The sequence below is a fragment of the Thermoanaerobacter thermocopriae JCM 7501 genome (assembly GCF_001310975.1).
Classification (GTDB): Bacteria; Bacillota; Thermoanaerobacteria; order Thermoanaerobacterales; family Thermoanaerobacteraceae; genus Thermoanaerobacter; species Thermoanaerobacter thermocopriae.
The window spans coordinates 1-20,496 of sequence record NZ_BAZY01000011.1 but is presented as its reverse complement, the minus strand read 5'-3'; the positions used below and the strand labels follow the sequence as shown (position 1 = coordinate 20,496).

The following is a 20,496-nucleotide window of genomic DNA, read 5'->3' as shown; positions in this document are numbered from 1 at the left end:
TTTGAAGCAAAAAGTTATGCATTTTCTTTTTTTGTCTCACTCTCTTTAAGAAGTTTCTTAAGTTCGTCCATAAAAGTATTTATATCTTTAAACTGCCTATAAACAGAGGCAAACCTAACATAAGCTACTTCATCTACATTTTTTAACTTTTCCATTACCATTTCTCCGATTTCAGTGGAGGTTATTTCTCTTTCCATTGAATTTATTATTCTCTTGTCAATTTCATCTGTAATTTCTTCTAAAACTTTTATAGGCACTGGCCTTTTTTCACAAGCTTTTATCATGCCTTTCAATATTTTATCTCTGTCATAGACCTCTCGGCGATTGTCCTTTTTTATTACCAGTATAGGCAATTGTTCTACTTTCTCATAAGTAGTAAATCTCTTTCCACATTTTAAACATTCCCTTCTTCTCCTTATAGAAGTGTTATCATCTGTAGGTCGAGAGTCAATAACTTTTGAGTCCGGATACCCACAATAAGGGCATTTCATCTTATTACCTCCAACAATTCTTAATTATTTAATAAAATTATAATAAACTTGTTTTCATTAGTCAAACTTGAGCTTCTTTGTCTTTGAAATCTACCAATATCACATCTGTTCCAATCTTTTTTACAGATTCCCATGGTAAATAAATTTCTATATCTTTATTAAAGAACCTAAAAAAACTTGTTTCTTTTGGTATAACTATCCCCTCCACTTTCCCTTCTTCAAGATTTATTTCAATGTCAATTATATTCCCCAATTTTTCTCCTGTATTTATATCTATAACATCTTTATCTCTTAATTCTGAAGCTTTAATCATCTTAATTTCCCCCTTTGGTCCTTTTCCTTTTCATAAAATTATATGAAAAATCTAGCTTATCATTCCTGATAAGCTAGATGTATTTCCTCATGTGATTTAAAGCTGCTTTTTCCAATCTTGAAACTTGTGCTTGAGATATTCCTATTTCTTTTGCTACCTCCATCTGAGTTTTACCCTCAAAAAATCGGAGTGTCAATATCAATTTCTCTCTTTCATTAAGTTTTTGTATTGCCTCCTTTAAAGCAATTTTTTCAAGCCAAACTTCGTCAATATTCTTATCATCGCTGACCTGGTCCATCACATAAATCGCATCTCCACCATCATGATATATAGGTTCAAACAAAGAAACCGGTTCTTGAATAGCATCAAGAGCCATTACTACTTCTTCACGTGGAAGATCCAGCTCTTTAGCTATTTCGCCTACTGTCGGCTCTTTGGAATTTTCCGATACTAATTTGTCCCTTACCTGTAATGCTTTATAGGCTATATCTCTTAAAGAACGGCTCACCCTTATAGGAGTGTTATCTCTTAAATATCTTCTTATTTCTCCAATTATCATTGGAACAGCATAAGTAGAAAATTTTACATTTTGATCTAAGTCAAAATTGTCAATAGCTTTTATAAGCCCTATACATCCTACTTGAAACAAATCATCTACGTACTCCCCGCGATTATTAAATCTTTGAATAACACTTAGTACCAATCGCAAATTGCCATTTATAAATTCTTCTCTCGCCTTTTTGTCTCCATTTTTCATCCGTATTAATAGCTCTTTCTGCTTGGAAGGTTTTAAAACAGGTAATTTAGAAGTATTGACCCCACAAATTTCAACTTTGTTATTCATAAATCCTGCCCCCACATGTTTAGCTTATTAACAGTATTGCCGGCAGGATAGAAAAATATACAGAAAAGCTCAGATTAGTCTATTCATTTCTTTTTTTAATCTTTTTAAAATCTTTTTTTCTAACCGTGAAATATAAGACTGTGAAATTCCCAACATATCTGCCACTTCTTTTTGAGTCTTTTCTACTCCACCATCTAATCCAAATCTAAGTCCTATTATCTTTTTTTCTCTATCTGGTAATTTCTTTAATGCAGAAGTCAATAATTCTCTTTCTACCTCATCTTCGATATATTTATAAACTGTTTCATTATCAGTACCTAAAATATCTGAAAGCAAAAGTTCATTTCCGTCCCAATCTACATTTAAAGGCTCCTCAAAAGAAACCTCTAATTTGGTCTTGCTATTTCTTCTTAAATACATTAATATCTCATTCTCAATACAGCGAGAAGCATAAGTTGCCAATTTTATCTTTTTCTTGGGATTGAAAGTATTAATCGCTTTTATAAGTCCAATCGTGCCAATAGATATTAAATCTTCGATTCCTACTCCTGTGTTTTCAAATTTTTTGGCTATATATACTACCAACCTTAAATTTCTTTCAATAAGTACCGTTTTTGCTTCATTATCTCCTTTTTCCATTTTTGAAACTAAATACGTTTCTTCTTCCATAGAAAGAGGAGGAGGCAATGCTTCACTTCCTCCAATATAAAATACGCCCTCAGACAAACCTAAAAAATCAAGGAATTTTTTCCACAGCAACAGCATTTCTATTTTTACTTTTGTTTTTAGTCGCACTTTAATCACCCCCACTATATCAAAATTTCTGGTGCTAACAGCGCCGCATAATTACCATATTTATCTATCTTGCTTTTGTATATTCCTACTATTACATTGCTTATCTCTTTTTCACTTACAACCAATTTATCTGGTTTAAATCCTAGCATTACTCCTTTAGACTGCCCTACTGACATAAATGGTATTAATCTTATCCTCGATAACCATCTTTCTTCTTTCAAAACTTCAAAAATTTTGTTAAAATCTATGTCTCTTTCATTTAGTAAAATTTCCATATTATCTGGAAGTATGTTTTTCATAGCCGAAAACTCTACTACTATTACAGGCAATTTAGATAAAGGGTCATATAATCTATTTCCAGTATCTAATAACCCTTTTATCTCTATTTGTTTTTGAAAAATTTCTATTTTTATGCTGTATAACATTTTTTTCTCATTTGATTTTCTTATTATATAATCCCAATTGGTGTATAAAAGTAAAATAGCTATTAATATTCCAATCCATAAACTATGTAAATTAAGCTTTGTCGTATACAAAACCGCAAAAATTGTCCCACCTATTGCAAAAGAAATTAGGTAAAAAACTGATAAAATTCTCAAAAATTCTTTTAATGTTTTTGGAGTAAATGCCATATATATTATTAAGAGAGATAAAATAATTTTTGTAAAAACTTCGTGAATCATTTTATAGGGTAACAAAAAAAATATTAGGACATAGCAAGCTCCCAATAATGCACCGGAAAAAAGTTTAATAGGTTTGCTATCTTTTTTAGAAAATTTTTGTGTAAGAGATAAAATAAAATAGTTAACAATCAAATTTTCAAAAAAATCACGTCTAAATACATTCATACCATCCCCGGAGACACTTTTAATTCTTATACAATGTATATTCCCATTTGCTTATTTTATTCATATTATAAAATAAAAATCGCAAATTTATTGTAATATTTGGAATAAAAATTAGGCTGTTTTTGTAGAATTTTTGTATAAAAAAAATTCTGCAAAGAAACCTTTGCAGATTTATCGTCTTCCTCTTCTTAAAAAAGTAGGTATATCCAAATCATCACTTTCTATAATATTTTCTAATTTTACCTCAGGCTCCCTAGTGTCTTTTTTCTTTGCTGTATCCTTAGATTTTTCATTTCCTTCAAATCCTGTAGCTATAACAGTAATCCTTATTTGGTCCTCTAATGATTCGTCTATTACTGCACCAAATATAATATTTGCATCAGGGTCAGCAGCCTCATAGATAAAATTAGCCGCCTCATTGACTTCAAATATGGTTAAATTAGGCCCTCCTGCAATATTTAAAAGAATTCCTCTTGAGCCTTCAATTGAAGTCTCCAATAGGGGACTATGAATTGCCTGTTTCGCTGCCTCAGTAGCCTTATTCTCCCCAGAAGCTATGCCTATTCCCATATGTGCAAGACCTGTATTTGTCATAATAGTTTTAACATCGGCAAAGTCGACATTGACAAGTCCAGGGACTGCGATAAGGTCGGATATGCTTGAACCCCTTGTCTTAAAACGTCATCCGCTAATTTAAAAGCATCAATCATTGAAGTCTTTTTCTCTACCACTTGCAATAACCTATCATTAGGAATAGTAATAAGAGCATCTACATGTTTTTTAAGTTCTTCAATTCCCATTTCTGCATGAGCCATCCTTTTTCTTCCTTCAAAGGTAAAGGGCTTTGTGACAACACCAACCGTCAAAATTCCTAGCTCTTTTGCAATTTCCGCCACAACCGGAGCGGCTCCTGTACCTGTACCTCCTCCCATGCCAGAAGTGATAAATATCATATCAGCGCCTTTTATAATTCTCTCTATTTCTTCTCTAGATTCTTCAGCGGCTTTTTTCCCAATTTCCGGGTTTGCTCCTGCTCCTAACCCTTTTGTTAATTTTTCACCAATTTGTATTTTTGTCTCAGCTTTTGATAAATAAAGAGCTTGCTTGTCTGTGTTAATTGCAATAAACTCAACACCGCGAAGGCCAGCATCGATCATTCGGTTTACAGCATTTCCGCCTCCACCACCAACTCCTATTACTTTAATAGCAGCAAATTGTTCCATATCGGTTTCTATACCTATCACAAAAAACCCTCCTCTTTATGCCCAAAAATCACTAAATATTTCTTTAAGCTTGTCAACTAACTTAAAGCTTTTTTCTCTTTTTTATCAGTCTGTTGGACGCTATGCATAAACCTTTTATTATTATATACATATTTTACCACTCCTACTCCTGCCGAGTAAATAGGAGTTGCTACTCCAATATTTTGCGGTGAACCAATGCGAATGTTTCTGTTAAAAATTTTTTGCGCCAACTCTATGTTACCTTTTAAGAAAGAAATACCTCCACCTGTTATGACAACATTTGTAACAATATCTTCTAAAACCTTCGCTTCTTCTAATCTCTCGTATACAAGCATTAAAAGTTCAGAAACCCTTGCTTCTATTATATCAGATATTTCATTTACATCTGTAGTTGATTTGTTTTTACCTGCTAGACTTGCAATTTTAATTGGTTCTAATTTTTCAAGAGGTAATTTTTCTAAAGTTCCATATTTCTTCTTAATATTTTCGGCTTCCTCAAAAGAAATCTTTAACCCTACAGACAAATCGTTTGTGATATGCCATCCTCCAACTGCTATCATAGAAGAATAAATAATGTTGCCATCTTTAAAAACAGAAATATCTGTCACTCCTGCACCCACATCAATTAATGCAACTCCCAACTCTTTTTCATCTTTTAAAAGCACTGCTTCTCCCGTAGCTAAAGGCCCACAATTATTCCCTCTACCTCTAATCCTGCTTTTTTAACACATTTTTCCATGTTTTGAATGGCAGTAACGCTACCTGTTACTATAGCGGCATTTACCTCTAACCTTATGCCTGCCATTCCGACAGGATCCTTTATTTCCCCATACCCATCTACAATATATTCTAATGGTATAACATCAATAATTTCTTTATCAGAAGGAATTGCAATAATTTTAGAAGCTTGTAAAACTCTATCCACGTCTTGTCTTGTTATTTCTCTATCTTCTCGGGATACTGCTACAACTCCATTGTTTTTATATATTGTCGTCAATCCCCCATATATTTTCAAATAGACAGAGGATATTTTTTGATTGGCCATTCTTTCCGCTTGCTCTACAGATTTTTTTATAGAATAGGCAGTCTCATCTATATCTACAATAACGCCTTTTTTTACTCCACTGCAAGGATAATAGCCAATCCCAACAATATGCAGTTCTCCGTTTTTATCCCCTTCTCCAATAATTGTACATACTTTAGATGTGCCAATGTCTAACCCAACTATTAAATCACCCATTACCAAATCCTCCTTCAGGAGACTGCTATCTTCTCCGCATCTTGTCTATCAGATATCTCCTTATATATGCAAAATTGACAAATAGCCTGCTTCCAAATACAAAAATCGCCGCAAGATAAATGGGAACTCCTAACACATCTCCCATATAAGCAAGGCTTCCTGCCAATATCGCATTGCCAAAAAAGCCAGTTATAAAAATAAGATTGTCAAACTTCTCTTCAATACTTGCTCTAATACCACCAAAAACTGAGTCCAGTGCTGCAAGAAGGGCAACAGATAAATAAGAAACATAAGTGCTGGGTATATTAATTGGCAAAATAAAACCTATTACTATTCCTATTAATAAACTAATTATTATGATATAAGCCATTACTTTTTCTCTCCTTCAATTAAAGGTTTTGCATATTTAAACTTTATTACACCATCATATTTTTTAACCACTATGTTGTCCGACTTTTTGATATCTACCTCTATTCCCCAAGTAGATAAAGTATCTACACTCCACCTTTTAGTTTAAGAGCAGCCTCTAACGTATCAGGGTCGCCAATAGCTTTTATAACATACGGCGCAGAAAAACGCACCGAATTTACATTTACTGTAGGGCCAACACACCTAATTTCTGAAGTCGCAATTAATCGTTGATCATTTAAGGAAATAGCCTCCGCTCCTGCTGCCCTTAACTCATTTACAACTCGCAATAAATCCTCATCGTGAACCAAAAATAAATTAGGGTCTTGCCCTGGAGGAACAGCTTGTTTGCTATCGCTTATGGTTACAATTAATCCCGGACCTTGAAGGTCAGTCAATCCTGCTAATTCTTTATATTTTTCTACTTCATTTTTCAAAGTTTGGGTAATCACACTATTTTTTGAAGCAGAGTCTTCATAAGCATTTATTTTTTCTTCTAAATCAGTAATTTGCTTTAACAGAGCATTTTTTTCTGACTGCAGTTCTTTTAATTGAGCTGCCAATTCTTCAGCCCTCTGTACCGTAACTATACCGCTTTTTTTTACTATTTTAAATTGAGTAGAAAGCATTATTCCTAATACTATTGAAACTAAAACTACAGAAATATATACACTTTTTTTCATAAGTACCCCCATCCTCTATGGTATAAAAACCGGATTGCCGTCTCCAATAAATTTAATTGTGCCTTTATGATGCCCTTTTTTAGCTAAATCTTCTAATATTAATTCGGCAAATTTGAAAGAATAATTAACATCCGAAGGATTGTCAAAAAATATCTCCATGCCATTTTTTGTAACTAATATAATTTGTTTTTCATTCATATATTTTATAGCAGAATAAGATTTCGAACCTTCTATGAGTCCCAAAAGTGTTCCCAAATAGCTTTTTTCAAAAATATCATTCAACTTTTTACCAATTTGATATTTCTCAACTTTCATTCCTTCTACAACAGGAATTTCAGGATTATAATTCCCCTTTTTTATTACCATTCCTTCTTTATCTATCATTAAATAATCTTTTTGATATTTAATTTGTGCAACTATTTTCCTTTCTTTTATAAATATTTCTACAGTATCAGGATATTGAACTTTTATTTTACTCTCCTTTATATAGGGGTTAGCAAGTAAACTACTTTCTATTTTCTTAGAATTAACTTTAAAAATATTCATCCCATAATCTATCTTAGCTAACTCTTTAATATCATTATAAGATAAAATTCTATTGCCTATAACTTTTATGGTTTTAATCTCAAAATATTTTGAATGAAACATAATAAGGTAAATCAAAACTACAAATATCAACGTCAAAAACATAAATGTTAAAAATCGTTTATTACCAATGCTAACCATTAAACCATCCCCTGCTTGTACTTTTGTTTTGCATATGTAAAACAGCATGACGCTGTTTTACATTATTCTTACAATATCCCCTCCCACGCTTTTTAAAGCCTTTTCGATGGATTCATATCCTCTATCAATATGTTCTGCTTCTTCTACTATTGTAGTACCTTCCGCCCCCAAGCCTGCAATAATCAAAGCAGCTCCTCCTCTTAAATCTCTTGCTACTACTTTTGCCCCCATTAACTTCTCAACACCGCGTATTACTGCTACTCTTCCTTCTACTTTTATGTCTGCTCCCATTCGTATAAGTTCTTCTGTGTATTTAAACCTATTATCAAATATTGTCTCTGTGACAATTGTTGTCCCATCTGCTACAGACAAAACAGAAACCATTTGGGGCTGTAAATCTGTGGGAAAGCCAGGGTATGGCAAGGTAATGATCATATCTACTGATTTGGGACGTTTATCGCATCTAATTTTTATATAATCATTCCCCGTTTGTATACTACACCCCGTCTCTCTCAATTTTGATAACAATGGCTCTAAGTGTTCTTTTAAAGCATTTACTACTGTTAATTCTCCTTTTGTTATCACCGTAGCGCAAAGATAAGTACCTGCAACAATTCTATCTGGAATTATAGCATATTCCGTATCATGCAATCTTTTTACTCCTTCTATGATAATCGTGTTAGTACCAGCTCCTGATATTTTAGCCCCCATAGAGTTTAAAAAGTTCTGCAAGTCTTCTATTTCAGGCTCTTTTGCCGCATTTCTAATGATAGTGACTCCTTCCGCCTTAACCGCAGCCAACATTATATTTTCTGTTGCTCCTACACTGGGAAAATCCAAGTGAATTTCATTTCCTCTCATCTTCCAACCTTCGCATTTAATATATCCATAAGACTCTTCAATTTTAATTCCTAATCTTCTCAAGCCTTTAAGGTGTAGATCTATAGGTCTGTGTCCTATATCACAACCTCCAGGGAAACTCATTAAAGCTTTTTTATTTCTTGATATAAGAGCACCCATTAAAAATATAGATGACCTCATAGTTCTCATTAAATTATCAGGTATTTCACTATCTTTTACATTTCTTGCATCTACAATAATGTCTCTCCCCTTAAAAGTTACATTAGCCCCTAAATGTTCTAAAATTTCTATCATTGAATAAACATCTTTTAATTTAGGACAACCATGTACTACAGAAATCCCTTCATTTAAAATTGATGCTGCAAGAATGGGTAAAACAGAATTTTTAGCGCCATTTACTTTTAATTCACCATACAGCCTGTTCCCTCCATTGATTTTAAATTTCCCCATCTTATCACCCCTAAATTTAATAACAGCTTACACCATATACTATGCATAAATAAGATGGGGTGTTACATAAAGTATTAAGTTATGCTTTTTATAAGCTTGTATATCTTCTCAGCAGCTTCAATTTTAGAAATTTTCTTAGCATTCTCTCTCATTTTTGAAAGTAGATGAGGATTATCCAAAAGATATTTAAGTTTTTTATATAATTTTTCTGCTGTCAAATCCTTCTCTAAAATAACATAAGAAGCTCCAGATTTTTCTAACACTCGAGCATTATACTCCTGGTGATTATTAGCAACATAGGGAGAAGGAATCAAGATTGAAGCAACCCCTTTTGCAGTAATTTCTGCCAAAGTAATAGCCCCAGCCCTACAGATTATTATATCTGTGGCAGCATATACATCCTGCATATTATGACAATAAGGAATTATTTTAACTGTTTTATCTATATATATATTTTCAGTTTTAACCTTTTCTAACACTTTTTCATATTGATTAGTCCCTGTAATTATCAAAACTTGTAGGTTTTTATCTTTTAATTTTAATAATTCTACCATTGTAAAATTAATTTTTTCTGCTCCTCTGCTTCCTCCAACTGATACTATTAAGGGTTTATCAAGAGAAAAACCTAAATTTTTTAATCCTTCTTCTCTATTAGCCTCTAATAATTCTTTTCTAATTGGATTTCCTGTTACTACAACTTTATCTTTATTCTTAAAATATTCAACCGATTCTTCAAAGCTTACCGCTACTACTTTGACAAACCGCGATAGTACTCTATTTGTAAGACCTGGAAAAGCATTTTGTTCATGAATCAAAGTAGGTATCCCTTTTAAAGCCGCCACCATTAAAACGGGGCCGCAAACATATCCCCCTGTTCCAATTACCACATCCGGTTTAAATTTTTTTAAAATATTGTTTGCTTCTTTAAGTCCTACCACTGCTTTATAAATAGTTTTTAACGTATCCAACGATAATTTCCTTTTAAATCCCTGCACAGTAATTGTCTTTAATTCAAAGCCTTCTCTTGGTACTAACTCATTCTCCAAACCTTTTTTTGTGCCTACAAATAAAATTTGAGCATCTTTTTCATTATTTAATATTTCCTTAGCAATGGCTATGGGAGGATAAATATGTCCACCTGTACCTCCACCAGCAAACAAATATTTCAATTGTCCATCAACTCCTATCTAAATTTGCGTATCTTGAAATATTTAATAATATTCCTACTCCTGCCATCATAATAACTGTAGAAGTACCTCCATAACTTATAAAAGGAAGAGAAACTCCCGTAGGTGGCATAGAAGAAGTTACAACCGCCACATTTATAAGTGTCTGTATTCCTATAAGTGCTGTAATTCCTGTAGCTAAAAGACATCCAAACATATCGGGAGCTTTTGCCGCAACTCTCAAGCCTCGCAAAATAAGGTATAAAAACATCAAAAGTATAGTAACTGTACCAACAAGTCCTAATTCTTCTCCAATTATGGCAAATATAAAATCATTGTGAGGCATAGGCAGATACATAAGCTTTTGTCTGCTTCCACCAAGTCCAACTCCGAATAATCCTCCAGAGCCTAAGGCATAAAGGGATTGCACAATTTGATATCCGGATTTTTGTATGTCCTGCCACGGATTTAAAAAAGTAAGCACTCTTTCCCTTATATATTTAAACGATGAAAAAACGACAACAGCTGCCCCCATTCCTGCTCCAAATAAAGCTCCCATAAAAGATAATTTTGCGCCTGCTACAAAGAGAATTATTACAGCAATAATAAATATAATACCAGCTGTACTAAAATTAGGCTGTAACATTATAAGACCAAAAAACAATCCTGCCAATCCCAAAACAGGCATAACTCCTTTTTTGAAACTTTTTGCATAATCAGGATGTTTGTCAAAATATTTTGCAAAGTATATAATAAGCGCATATTTTGCCACTTCAGAAGGCTGTATTGTAAAGCTTCCAACTCCTATCCATCTAGTAGCATTATATCTTTCAACTCCTATTCCAGGAATTAAGACTGCAACAAGCAGTCCAATGGAAAAAATAAGCAATGGACCAGCCAACTTTTTTAAAATAATGTAATCAAAATTCATCATAAACACCATAGCAAAAAAACCTAATATTACCCACAACAATTGCCTTTTCAAAAAATAATAAGGGTCGTTGTACATGTATTCAGCACTGGCAGAACTAGCACTAAAGACCATATCTACACCAATGGAGACTAGTATTAAAACTGTAAGTAAAATGCCATAATCCACAGGATACTTTTTTCTCATTATTTTACCTCCTTAACTCTGCCACTGCCTTTTTAAAGATTCTTCCCCTCTCCTCAAAATTCCTAAACATATCCCAACTGGCACAAGCTGGTGACAAAAGTACACTATCCCCCTCTTTCGCACTTTCATAAGCTTTTTTAACAGCTTCTTCCAGAGTATCAGCAAAAAGTATGTCATCTTCAGGATAATAATACTTCTTTGCAGTATCTTTGATTTTTTTGGCAGTTTGCCCTATCAAAATCAATTTCTTTACTTTCCCATTAAAGGCTTTTACAAACTCATCAAATTCACTGCCTTTATCGTAACCACCAGCAATTAAAACTATAGGAGGTTTTAGAGCTTGTATCGCTTTAATTGAGGCGTCTGGGTTAGTCCCTTTAGAATCGTTATAAAATTTTACACCATTTATTTCATCAACAAACTCAATCCTATGTTCCACACCTTTAAAAGTCTTTAGAGTATTTGCAATAACATCTGCACTAATCCCTGAAAGATATGCCACAGAAGAAGCAGCCAATGCATTCTCTAAATTGTGTTCTCCAGGAATATAAATTTCCTCTATGTCAATAATTTTTTTAGCATTTTTATCAACACTTATATAAATACTGCCATTTTTTACATATGCTCCATTTTCTAATGAATTTTTTCTACTAAAAGGAAAAACTCTGCATTTAGCCTTATTTTTTAGACTCCAAGTAACAGGGTCATCGAAATTTAGAACAGTATATTCATTTTCTCGTTGATTTTCAAAAATTCTTCCTTTTATATCCCTATAATTTTCAAAAGTTTTATGTCTGTTTAAATGATCAGGGGTAATATTTATTATACAGCTTATTTTAGGTTTAAACTCTTTTATAGTCTCTAATTGAAAGCTACTTATCTCTGCTACGATAAAAGCATCTTCTGACGCTTCCATGACAGCGTAAATAAGTGGATAACCTATATTCCCAGCAACATATACTTTTCTCCCCGCATTTTTAAACATTTCTCCTAATAAAGAAGTAGTAGTGGTTTTTCCATTTGTACCAGTAATTGCATAAATAGGAGCTTTAGAAAACCTATATGCAAACTCCACTTCCCCAAATACTTCAATTTTCTTTTGTTGTGCTGCTTTTACAATCTCCGAATCAACAGGAACACCCGGACTTAAAACTACCAAATCTACCCCTTCTAAAAAATCCTTTTTGAATTTGCCAAATCTAAAATCTATGGGCAAATTTTCAATTTCTTCTAAATTTTCTTTTAACACATCATATTCTTTTTCATCATAAACTATTACCTTTGCTTTCAAGCTGTCCAATACTTTACACAAAGCTATTCCGCTAACTCCTAAACCTGCCACAAAAATTTTTTTACCCTTTAGTTCCATAATTTGCACTCCTTAACTTAAACTATAAAAAGATACAAACATAGCAATTAAAGTGACGAGCCAAAAGGCATATACTACATTTTGTTCTTGCCATCCTGACAATTCAAAATGATGATGAAGAGGACTCATTTTAAAAATTCTTTTACCAAACATTCTAAAAGACAAAACCTGAATAATTACTGACAAAGCTTCAGCCACATAAACAATACCTATCAAGGGCAAAATCAATGGCAATTTAGTCAATACTGCAACAGTAGCTATAGCTCCTCCAATAGCTAAGGAACCAGTATCTCCCATAAATATTTCCGCAGGATGACGGTTGTATCTCAAAAACCCCAACAACCCTCCTGTCAAAGCAGCACTGAACGCTCCATAAGTTATATTGTTTAAAAATAAAGCCGTCATAGTAAAAAAAGCCATAACAATAGATGAAACACCTGCTGCCAATCCATCCAGCCCGTCTGTCAAATTCACGCTGTTTACTGTTCCTACAATTACAAAAACCATAAAAGGAATATAGAAATTGCCAAGGTCAATATTAGTTTTTAAAAAAGGAAAAATCACTTCTGTTCCTAGATTTTTTTGAGCAAAATAGGAAATAATAGTCGCAAGTAAAAACTGTCCGACAATTTTTTCTCTGGCTTTTAAACCTAAAGGTCTTTTAAAATAAACCTTTAGAAAATCATCTGCAAAACCTATTAAACCATATCCTACAAAGCCCAACAACAAAATAGCCAAATATATATTCCAATGAGAAAAAACTAACGCAGAAATAACTGTGGCTACAATAAACATTATTCCACCCATTGTAGGAGTCCCAGATTTTTTTAAATGGCTTTTTGGTCCATCTTCTCTTACTTTTTGACCAAATTTTAGTTTCCTTAGATAAGGTATAAAAAGAGGACCAGACACCAAGCTTAGCACAAAAGCAACAGATGTAGCTAAAATTATCCTTTGTAACATTTTAGTTTACCCTCTCCTGCAAAAATTGTACTATTTGCTCCATTTTCATACCTCTTGAACCTTTCACTAAAATTAAATCTCCTTCTTTGATAATATCTTTCAATATTTCCTTAACTTCTTCGTTAGTATTACAAACAAAAATATTATTCTCTTTCATTCCACAAACCTTGGATTCTTCTGCAATATATTTCGACGTATTACCAGAAGTTATCAAAATATCTATATGGCTATCTGCCACCAATTTTCCTATTTCTCTGTGGGCTTCTACAGAATACTCCCCTAATTCTAGCATGTCTCCTAAAACCGCTATTTTTCTTTTGCCAGGAAAATCCCTCAAGACATTTAAAGCTGCTTTCATAGAATCTGGATTGGCATTATATGCGTCATCAATAATTTTTATGTCACCTTTTTCTATTATATTAAGTCTCATTTTACCTGGTTGAAAATCTTTTAAAGCCTCCGCCATGTCATCTACATCAACCCCGAACTCTAATCCAACACAAATAGCAGCAAGAGAATTGTACACATTATGAATACCAGGTATTGAGAGTTTTATTTCTTTCTCTAAATTTTTATATTTCAAAGTATATTTTATACCTTTTTCTCCTTTTTCTATATTGCAAGCCTTAATTTCTCCACTTTTTATACCATATCTGTAATACTTACTTGAATATTGCAGAGGAATTTTTGATAGCATATCATCATCTGCATTTAATACAATCACATTTTCCTCTTTAAAATCTTCAATCAGCTCCGTTTTTGCTTTTAATATATTTTCCCTTGAACCTAATTTTTCAATATGGGCAACTCCTATATTTGTAAAAACTGCCACTTGCGGCTTTACAATATTCTTTAACCTCCTAATTTCTCCAAAACCACTCATTCCCATTTCCACTACCGCAATTTGATGAGTATTCTCCAAATTAAAAATCGTCAATGGCAAACCTATTTCATTATTAAAATTACCTTCTGTTTTCAACACTTTATACTTTTTAGACAATATTTGCGCAATCATATCTTTTGTAGTAGTTTTCCCAGTGCTACCTGTCACAGCAACAAATGGGATATTGAATTTTTTTCTATAGTAAGAAGCGATCTTATGTAAAGCCTCTAAAGTATCATTTACGTAAATAACGTTAAATGGAAAATCTCTTAAATACTCTATATTATCTAACCTGGCAGTGAGGACTGCTTTAGCACCTTTTGTCATCGCATCTTTTACAAAATCTTCTCCATCATATTTTTCTCCTTTCAAAGGAATAAATAATTCATCTTTTTTGACTTTTCTTGAATCAGTCGAAATTCCTATTACTTTATCCTTTAAACTTCCTTTTATCAATTTTCCCTCTGTGCCCTTACAATTTCAGCTATTAAAAGTTCCATCATTTATTACCGCCTTCAGACAAAATTTCTTTAACTATTTCTCTCTCATCAAAAGGAATAACCTTATTTCCTATAATTTGATAAGTTTCATGGCCTTTACCTGCCAATATTATTACATCGTCTTTTTGAGCGTTTAATAAGGCATATCTTATCGCTTCTTTTCTATTTTCTATTACAACATAGGGGCAATCAGTCTTTTTTATACCCTCTTCAATTTGTGAAATTATTTCTCTTGGCTCTTCTGAACGTGGATTATCCGAGGTCAAAATGCAAAAATCCGCATATTTTCCTGCAACTTCTCCCATTAAAGGCCTTTTAGTTTTATCCCTATCTCCTCCAGCACCAAAAAGAAGTATTTTCCTTCCAGCTTTATACTCTTTCAATGCCTCCATCATGTTCTGTATTCCATCAGGTGTATGGGCGTAATCTATAAAAACATAAAAGTCCTTTCCAGTCTCCACTGGTTCAAATCGGCCTTTTACTGTAACCTGACTTAATGCCTCTCTCACACTTCGCAAAGAAATCCCAAGAAAATCAGCCACTGTAATGGCAGCTAAAGCATTGTAGACGCTAAACAAACCAGGAATTTTCAATGACATCTCTTCTTTTTTATCTTCAATCTGAACTTTAAACTTTACACCATCTAAACTATTCCTAATATCCTTTGCCATAACATAAGCAAAGTCTTTTATGCCATAAGTCAAAACCCGTGCTTTAGAACTCTCGATCATCATAGAAGAGTATTTATCATCTATATTGATCACTGATGCCCTCTTTGCCATTTTGAATAACTTGCTCTTTGTTTTAGCATACTCTTCCATGTCGTGGTGAAAATCCAGATGATCTTGGGATAAATTGGTAAAAACTGCTATATCAAATTCACACTCATTGACTCTCTTTAATGCCAAAGAATGAGATGATACCTCCATAACCACATACTTAACACCTTTGTTCACCATAATGCTAAAAAGCTCCTGCAAATCCAATGATTCAGGTGTAGTATGTTCAGAAGGTATCACTTCATCTCCTATCATATTTTGTATAGTCCCCACCAGGCCCACTTTATTATTTTGCCTTTCTAAAATCGCTTTTAGCATATAAGTAACAGAGGTTTTGCCATTTGTTCCAGTCACACCAATTAAAGTAAGTTTGGTAGTGGGGTTATTGTAAAAATTAGAAGCTATTTTCGCCATGGCAGCTTGAGCATCCTCCACTAATACTGTTGTAACCCCGGGATACTCTTTTATTTCCCTATCTACAACTATTGCAATTGCTCCATTTTTAATAGCCTCTTCCACATATAAAATACCATCGGTTTTAAACCCTTTTATAGCAATAAATAAATATTTCTTTTTGGCTTTGCGAGAATCGTAGCACACCCCACCGATGTCTATATTAGGATCTCCTTTTATCTCGCAGTTGACTCCTTTTAAAATATCTATAAGTTTCATGTTAGGCCTCCTCACAAAAATATCTAAAAAGCATACCACCACTAAATAGTATAGCACAATTATAGATTTTGCATAGATAGAAGTTTAATTTTCCTTAGGCCTAAACTCCACTTCCACAGTTTCACCTTTTTTCAAAATCGCACCTTCTTTTGGGTTTTGATTTACAGCAAAACCGCTGCCTTTTATTTTTATCTTAAGTCCTAAAGAATTTAGAATTTCTGTAGCTTCTTTTACACTTTTACCAGTTAAATCAGGCACTACTACTTCTTGTATTTTTTCAGCATTTAAGTACAAAATAACCTGTGTATTTTCTTCTACAATTGCTCCCGGTTTAGGCATTTGGTCAAATACAGTATCTCCACTTCCTTCTATAATAAAGCTAAGATTATTCGATAAAATAGCGTTCTCTGCTTCATAAAGTTTCATATTCCTTACATCCGGCACTATAACAGTTTTAGGTTTTTCTATACCTTTCGGCTGTACTTCCAAATATTTTAATGTGTCTTCTAAAATACTTTTTACTACAGGAGCAGCCAACTGGCTTCCAAAATGTCCTTCAGGACTGTTAGGCTCATCTATTACCACCAGCGCAATAACTTTTGGGTCATCTGCTGGTGCAAAACCTATAAAAGATGCCACATATTTGCCTGGCATATATTTTTCTGTAGTACCAGTTTTGCCAGCTACATCAAATCCTTCAATATATCCTGCTTTGCCTGTTCCCTCCGTAACTACACTTTTTAGTATTTCCCTCATTATAGAAGATGTCTCTTCAGAAATGACTTGCCTTACTACTTTTGGTTTAAATTCCTTTACTACTTTTCCATTTGAATCTACAATTGACTTAACAATTAGGGGTTGCATCAGTTTTCCTCCATTGGCTATTGCAGAGACAGCAGTAATCATCTGAAGAGGTGTCACCGCGATACCTTGCCCAAAAGAATTAGTGCCTAGTTCTACAGGTCCAACATTATTTTGTGACAACACAAGACCTGGAGCTTCACCAGGAAGAAAGATTCCAGTCATTTGTCCAAATCCAAATTCATGGATGTATTTATAAAATGTTTCAACTCCTAATCTTTGCCCTAACGTCACAAAAACTACGTTGCAGGAATTTTGAACACCTTTAACAAAATTTTCACTCCCATGAGTAGCCCAGCAATTTATTCTATGCCCAGCAACTGTAATATAGCCCGGACAATAAAACTGTTCATTAACACCTACAAGTTTTTCTTCCAAAGCTGCAGAAGCAGTAACTGTCTTAAAAACAGAACCAGGCTCATAAGAATCAGAAATAGCTTTATTTCGCCAAGACTTAAACCATTCCTCCTGAGGTCCTTCAAAAGGATTATTAGGATTGAAATTTGGCCTATTAGCCAAAGCCAATATTTCCCCTGTCTTAGTCCATAACAATAGCTGCTGCTCCTTTTGAAGGCTTAGAATGAACCATCGCTTGGTTAAGAGCCTTTTCTGCAAAATGCTGAATAGTCTCATCTATTGTAAGTACTACATTATATCCCGGAAGAGGCTCAAAATATTCTTCCTCCCCCATCTTCATCTTCCTACCTATAGCATCCATTGGAGTAGTAATTTTCCCGGGAATGCCTCTTAAAAAGTTGTCAAATGCTAATTCAATTCCATCCAAACCTTGGTTGTCGATTCCAGTAAATCCCAACACATGACATGCAAGAGTATTATTGGGATAAAATCTTTTCATATCCTCAGAAACTATTATTCCATCTATATTGAGTTTTCTTATTTCTGATGCTTTTTTGTCATCAACTTGTTTTGCAATTAGCACTTCTTGTAAGTTTTTGTTGGAAATCTTTTGAAAAACTTTTTCTTTATCTAAATTTAATATTTGAGCTAAAGCTTCAGCCACTTTTTCTCTGTGAGAATCAAGTATTTCCTTGGGGATAACACTTATTTTGTTCACACTTATATTTTCTGCTAATACTTTTCCATTTCTATCAAATATATTTCCCCTTTTACCACTCACAGACACGTCTAAAGTCCATTGAGGGAGTGCCATCTTTTGATAATCTTCACTTCTTACCACTTGTATCCAAAAAAGCCTAACTATAAGACCAAAAACAACTATCGTAGATAAAAAAAGTAAAAAGAGGATTCTTCTCTTTACAGATACGGCTGGATGTATCTATTATCCCCCCTATCTATTCAACACCCCCAATAACCTCATAAAAAAGTTACTTTTATCTTGTGATTTTTCTTCGCTTTTTTTCTCCTCAGCTACTTTAGGTTTTTCTCCTACACTTATGTAGACTATCTGATTTTCTTCTGGCATTTGCATTCCTAATTTTTCTTTTGCAATTTCTTCAATTCGAGCAGGATTGGTTAAAGAAGCAATTTGGGCTTTCAATTGCTGATTTAAATTTTCAGTATACTGTATTTGCTTTTCCATTTTGTCTAAAGCAATTGATTTTTGATAAATTATCGTATACCTATAAAGTATTAAAACGCTCAAAAAACTTACAAAAACTACCAAAAGCAAATTTTTTAATTTCCTCTTTTTTTTAGTTTTTCTTACTTGCTTTTGTTCTTTCTCTTCTGAGGTATATGGGGGATACTCGTAATTATATTCTCTTTGTGCTACTATCAATTTATTCTACCTCCATTTCTTTTAGAACTTACAGTTTTTCTGCAACCCTAAGTTTTGCACTGCGAGACCTGGAATTTGTTTCTATTTCCTCTTTGGAAGGTACTACCGGTTTTTTTGTTATAATCTTTACCACCGGTTTTTTCCCACAAATGCATGGCATATTTGGTGGACAAGTACAGGGATTTTCTAATTTTTTAAAAGTGTTCTTCACAATTCTATCTTCCAAAGAGTGAAATGTGATTATCGCAATGCGCCCTTTCCCCCGTAATACCTCTACCATGTCCTCAATCGCTTTACCTAAGCCTTTAAGTTCTTCATTTACTTCTATTCGTATGGCTTGAAATGTCCTTTTGGCTGGATGTGGCCCTTTCCTTCTGGCAGAGGCAGGAATAGCATTTTTTATAATCTCTACCAACTGGAAAGTAGTTTTTATTTCTCCTTTTTCTCTTTCTTTTACAATAAATTTAGCAATACGTGATGCCCATTTTTCTTCTCCATATTCTCTTATAACTTTTTCTAATTCTTGCTGTGAATACTTGTTCACCACATCATAAGCAGAAAAAGTTGAATTTTTGTCCATTCTCATATCTAGTGGAGCATCTTTCATATAAGAAAAACCCCGTTCAACTTCTTCTAATTGAAAAGAAGATACCCCCAAATCCAAAATGATGCCATCAACTTTGTCAACACCCAAACTTTTAAGTATCTCTTTTATATTTTTAAAATTATTATTTATGTACTTTACATTTTTGTAATTTTTAAGCCTTTCTTTGCCAGCTTTTATCGCATCCAAATCTCTATCTATCGCAATTAATTTTCCCTTTGTGAGCCTTTTTAATATTTCTTCAGAATGGCCTCCACCACCTAAAGTACCATCTACATATATTCCCTCTGGTTTTATATTTAAATATTCAATTGTCTCCTTAAGCAAAACACTTTTATGGCTATATTCCATTCTTTATCACACCTATATGTTTAAGTCATCAAGATGCTCAGCAATCTCTTCAAAAGAAACATCTGTATTGTTAGAGTATTCTTCCCAAACCTCTTTACTCCAAATCTCAACCCTTGTAGAAACTCCAATAAATATCACATCTTTTTCTATTTTGGCATACTCTCTTAAATTAGCAGGTATAAGTATTCTTCCCTGTTTATCAATTTCACATTCCACAGCTCCAGCTAAGAAAAATCTCGTAAATGCTCTTGCGTCTTTTTTGGTAAGTGGCAAAGTTTTAAGTTTTGCCTCAATATTCTTCCACTCCTCCAAAGAATACACGAACAAACAATTGTCCAAACCTTTAGTCAATACAAACTTTTCCCCCAATTCTTCTCTAAATTTAGCGGGGATTATTACCCTTCCTTTTGCATCAATTGTATGTTCGTATTGGCCCATCAACATATAAAACACCAAACTTTCATTTCACATTCTCCCACTTACCACCACATTACACCACTTAATATGTTATTCTATATAAATTTAAAAAATCCTGCTAAATTTTTATAAAAAAATAAAAAAAATATGAA

The 20,496-nt window shown here is 33.4% G+C and carries 17 protein-coding genes and 5 pseudogenes; all 22 read right to left on the bottom strand.

What is annotated here, in order from left to right; translation table 11 throughout:
- Positions 1-14 precede the first annotated feature (14 nt).
- The 22 genes and pseudogenes from nrdR to mraZ all read right to left on the bottom strand — a co-directional run bounded on the left by nrdR (position 15) and on the right by mraZ (position 20,371).
- Entirely contained in the window at positions 15-491 is a 477-nt protein-coding gene (gene nrdR / locus JCM7501_RS05970) for a transcriptional regulator NrdR (protein WP_009052539.1), read from the bottom strand.
- A gap of 61 nt (positions 492-552) precedes the next feature.
- Entirely contained in the window at positions 553-804 is a 252-nt protein-coding gene (locus JCM7501_RS05965; RefSeq protein ID WP_012995463.1) for a YlmC/YmxH family sporulation protein, read from the bottom strand.
- 73 nt (positions 805-877) lie between these two features.
- Complete coding sequence (gene sigG / locus JCM7501_RS05960) at positions 878-1,648, bottom strand: RNA polymerase sporulation sigma factor SigG (protein WP_012995464.1); 771 nt, start codon at positions 1,646-1,648, stop codon at positions 878-880.
- 69 nt (positions 1,649-1,717) lie between these two features.
- Entirely contained in the window at positions 1,718-2,443 is a 726-nt protein-coding gene (gene sigE / locus JCM7501_RS05955; RefSeq protein ID WP_013150468.1) for an RNA polymerase sporulation sigma factor SigE, read from the bottom strand.
- A gap of 14 nt (positions 2,444-2,457) precedes the next feature.
- Positions 2,458-3,287, bottom strand: a pseudogene (gene spoIIGA, locus JCM7501_RS05950) (sigma-E processing peptidase SpoIIGA).
- Between the two features lie 175 nt (positions 3,288-3,462).
- Positions 3,463-4,535 (bottom strand): annotated as a pseudogene (ftsZ, locus tag JCM7501_RS05945) (cell division protein FtsZ).
- Between the two features lie 15 nt (positions 4,536-4,550).
- A pseudogene (gene ftsA / locus JCM7501_RS05940) lies at positions 4,551-5,775 on the bottom strand (cell division protein FtsA).
- Positions 5,776-5,800: 25 nt separating this feature from the next.
- Entirely contained in the window at positions 5,801-6,145 is a 345-nt protein-coding gene (locus JCM7501_RS05935; protein ID WP_028992145.1) for a small basic family protein, read from the bottom strand.
- Positions 6,145-6,866: pseudogene (locus JCM7501_RS05930) on the bottom strand (DUF881 domain-containing protein). Before JCM7501_RS05930 ends, JCM7501_RS05935 begins: the two are co-directional and overlap by 1 nt.
- 15 nt (positions 6,867-6,881) lie before the next feature.
- Complete coding sequence (locus tag JCM7501_RS05925) at positions 6,882-7,592, bottom strand: cell division protein FtsQ/DivIB (protein WP_028992144.1); 711 nt, start codon at positions 7,590-7,592, stop codon at positions 6,882-6,884.
- 57 nt (positions 7,593-7,649) lie between these two features.
- Positions 7,650-8,903 (bottom strand): UDP-N-acetylglucosamine 1-carboxyvinyltransferase, encoded by a 1,254-nt coding sequence (gene murA, locus JCM7501_RS05920; RefSeq protein WP_013150474.1) that lies wholly within the window; start codon positions 8,901-8,903, stop codon positions 7,650-7,652.
- 74 nt (positions 8,904-8,977) lie between these two features.
- Positions 8,978-10,072 (bottom strand): undecaprenyldiphospho-muramoylpentapeptide beta-N-acetylglucosaminyltransferase, encoded by a 1,095-nt coding sequence (gene murG, locus JCM7501_RS05915; protein WP_028992143.1) that lies wholly within the window; start codon positions 10,070-10,072, stop codon positions 8,978-8,980.
- A 7-nt stretch (positions 10,073-10,079) separates the two neighbouring features.
- Entirely contained in the window at positions 10,080-11,186 is a 1,107-nt protein-coding gene (gene spoVE, locus JCM7501_RS05910; RefSeq protein WP_028992142.1) for a stage V sporulation protein E, read from the bottom strand.
- Between the two features lie 4 nt (positions 11,187-11,190).
- Positions 11,191-12,555, bottom strand: a complete 1,365-nt coding sequence (gene murD / locus JCM7501_RS05905) for a UDP-N-acetylmuramoyl-L-alanine--D-glutamate ligase (RefSeq protein WP_028992141.1) — start codon at positions 12,553-12,555, stop codon at positions 11,191-11,193.
- A gap of 12 nt (positions 12,556-12,567) precedes the next feature.
- Entirely contained in the window at positions 12,568-13,518 is a 951-nt protein-coding gene (gene mraY, locus JCM7501_RS05900; RefSeq protein WP_028992140.1) for a phospho-N-acetylmuramoyl-pentapeptide-transferase, read from the bottom strand.
- 1 nt (position 13,519) lies between these two features.
- A pseudogene (locus JCM7501_RS05895) lies at positions 13,520-14,904 on the bottom strand (UDP-N-acetylmuramoyl-tripeptide--D-alanyl-D-alanine ligase).
- Positions 14,901-16,352 (bottom strand): UDP-N-acetylmuramoyl-L-alanyl-D-glutamate--2,6-diaminopimelate ligase, encoded by a 1,452-nt coding sequence (locus JCM7501_RS05890; RefSeq protein WP_028992138.1) that lies wholly within the window; start codon positions 16,350-16,352, stop codon positions 14,901-14,903. The pseudogene JCM7501_RS05895 and the gene JCM7501_RS05890 overlap by 4 nt, the downstream one beginning before the upstream one ends.
- An 84-nt stretch (positions 16,353-16,436) precedes the next feature.
- The gene (locus JCM7501_RS05885; protein ID WP_457921088.1) at positions 16,437-17,765 is read right to left on the bottom strand and encodes a penicillin-binding transpeptidase domain-containing protein; all 1,329 of its coding nucleotides are present in this window, start codon (positions 17,763-17,765) and stop codon (positions 16,437-16,439) included.
- The gene (locus JCM7501_RS16575; protein ID WP_457921087.1) at positions 17,752-18,384 is read right to left on the bottom strand and encodes a hypothetical protein; all 633 of its coding nucleotides are present in this window, start codon (positions 18,382-18,384) and stop codon (positions 17,752-17,754) included. Before JCM7501_RS16575 ends, JCM7501_RS05885 begins: the two co-directional genes overlap by 14 nt.
- A gap of 138 nt (positions 18,385-18,522) precedes the next feature.
- Entirely contained in the window at positions 18,523-18,972 is a 450-nt protein-coding gene (gene ftsL, locus JCM7501_RS05880) for a cell division protein FtsL (RefSeq protein WP_028992136.1), read from the bottom strand.
- Between the two features lie 28 nt (positions 18,973-19,000).
- Positions 19,001-19,927, bottom strand: a complete 927-nt coding sequence (gene rsmH, locus JCM7501_RS05875) for a 16S rRNA (cytosine(1402)-N(4))-methyltransferase RsmH (RefSeq protein ID WP_012995481.1) — start codon at positions 19,925-19,927, stop codon at positions 19,001-19,003.
- 12 nt (positions 19,928-19,939) lie between these two features.
- The gene (gene mraZ, locus JCM7501_RS05870; RefSeq protein ID WP_012995482.1) at positions 19,940-20,371 is read right to left on the bottom strand and encodes a division/cell wall cluster transcriptional repressor MraZ; all 432 of its coding nucleotides are present in this window, start codon (positions 20,369-20,371) and stop codon (positions 19,940-19,942) included.
- Between the last annotated feature and the right edge of the window lie 125 nt (positions 20,372-20,496).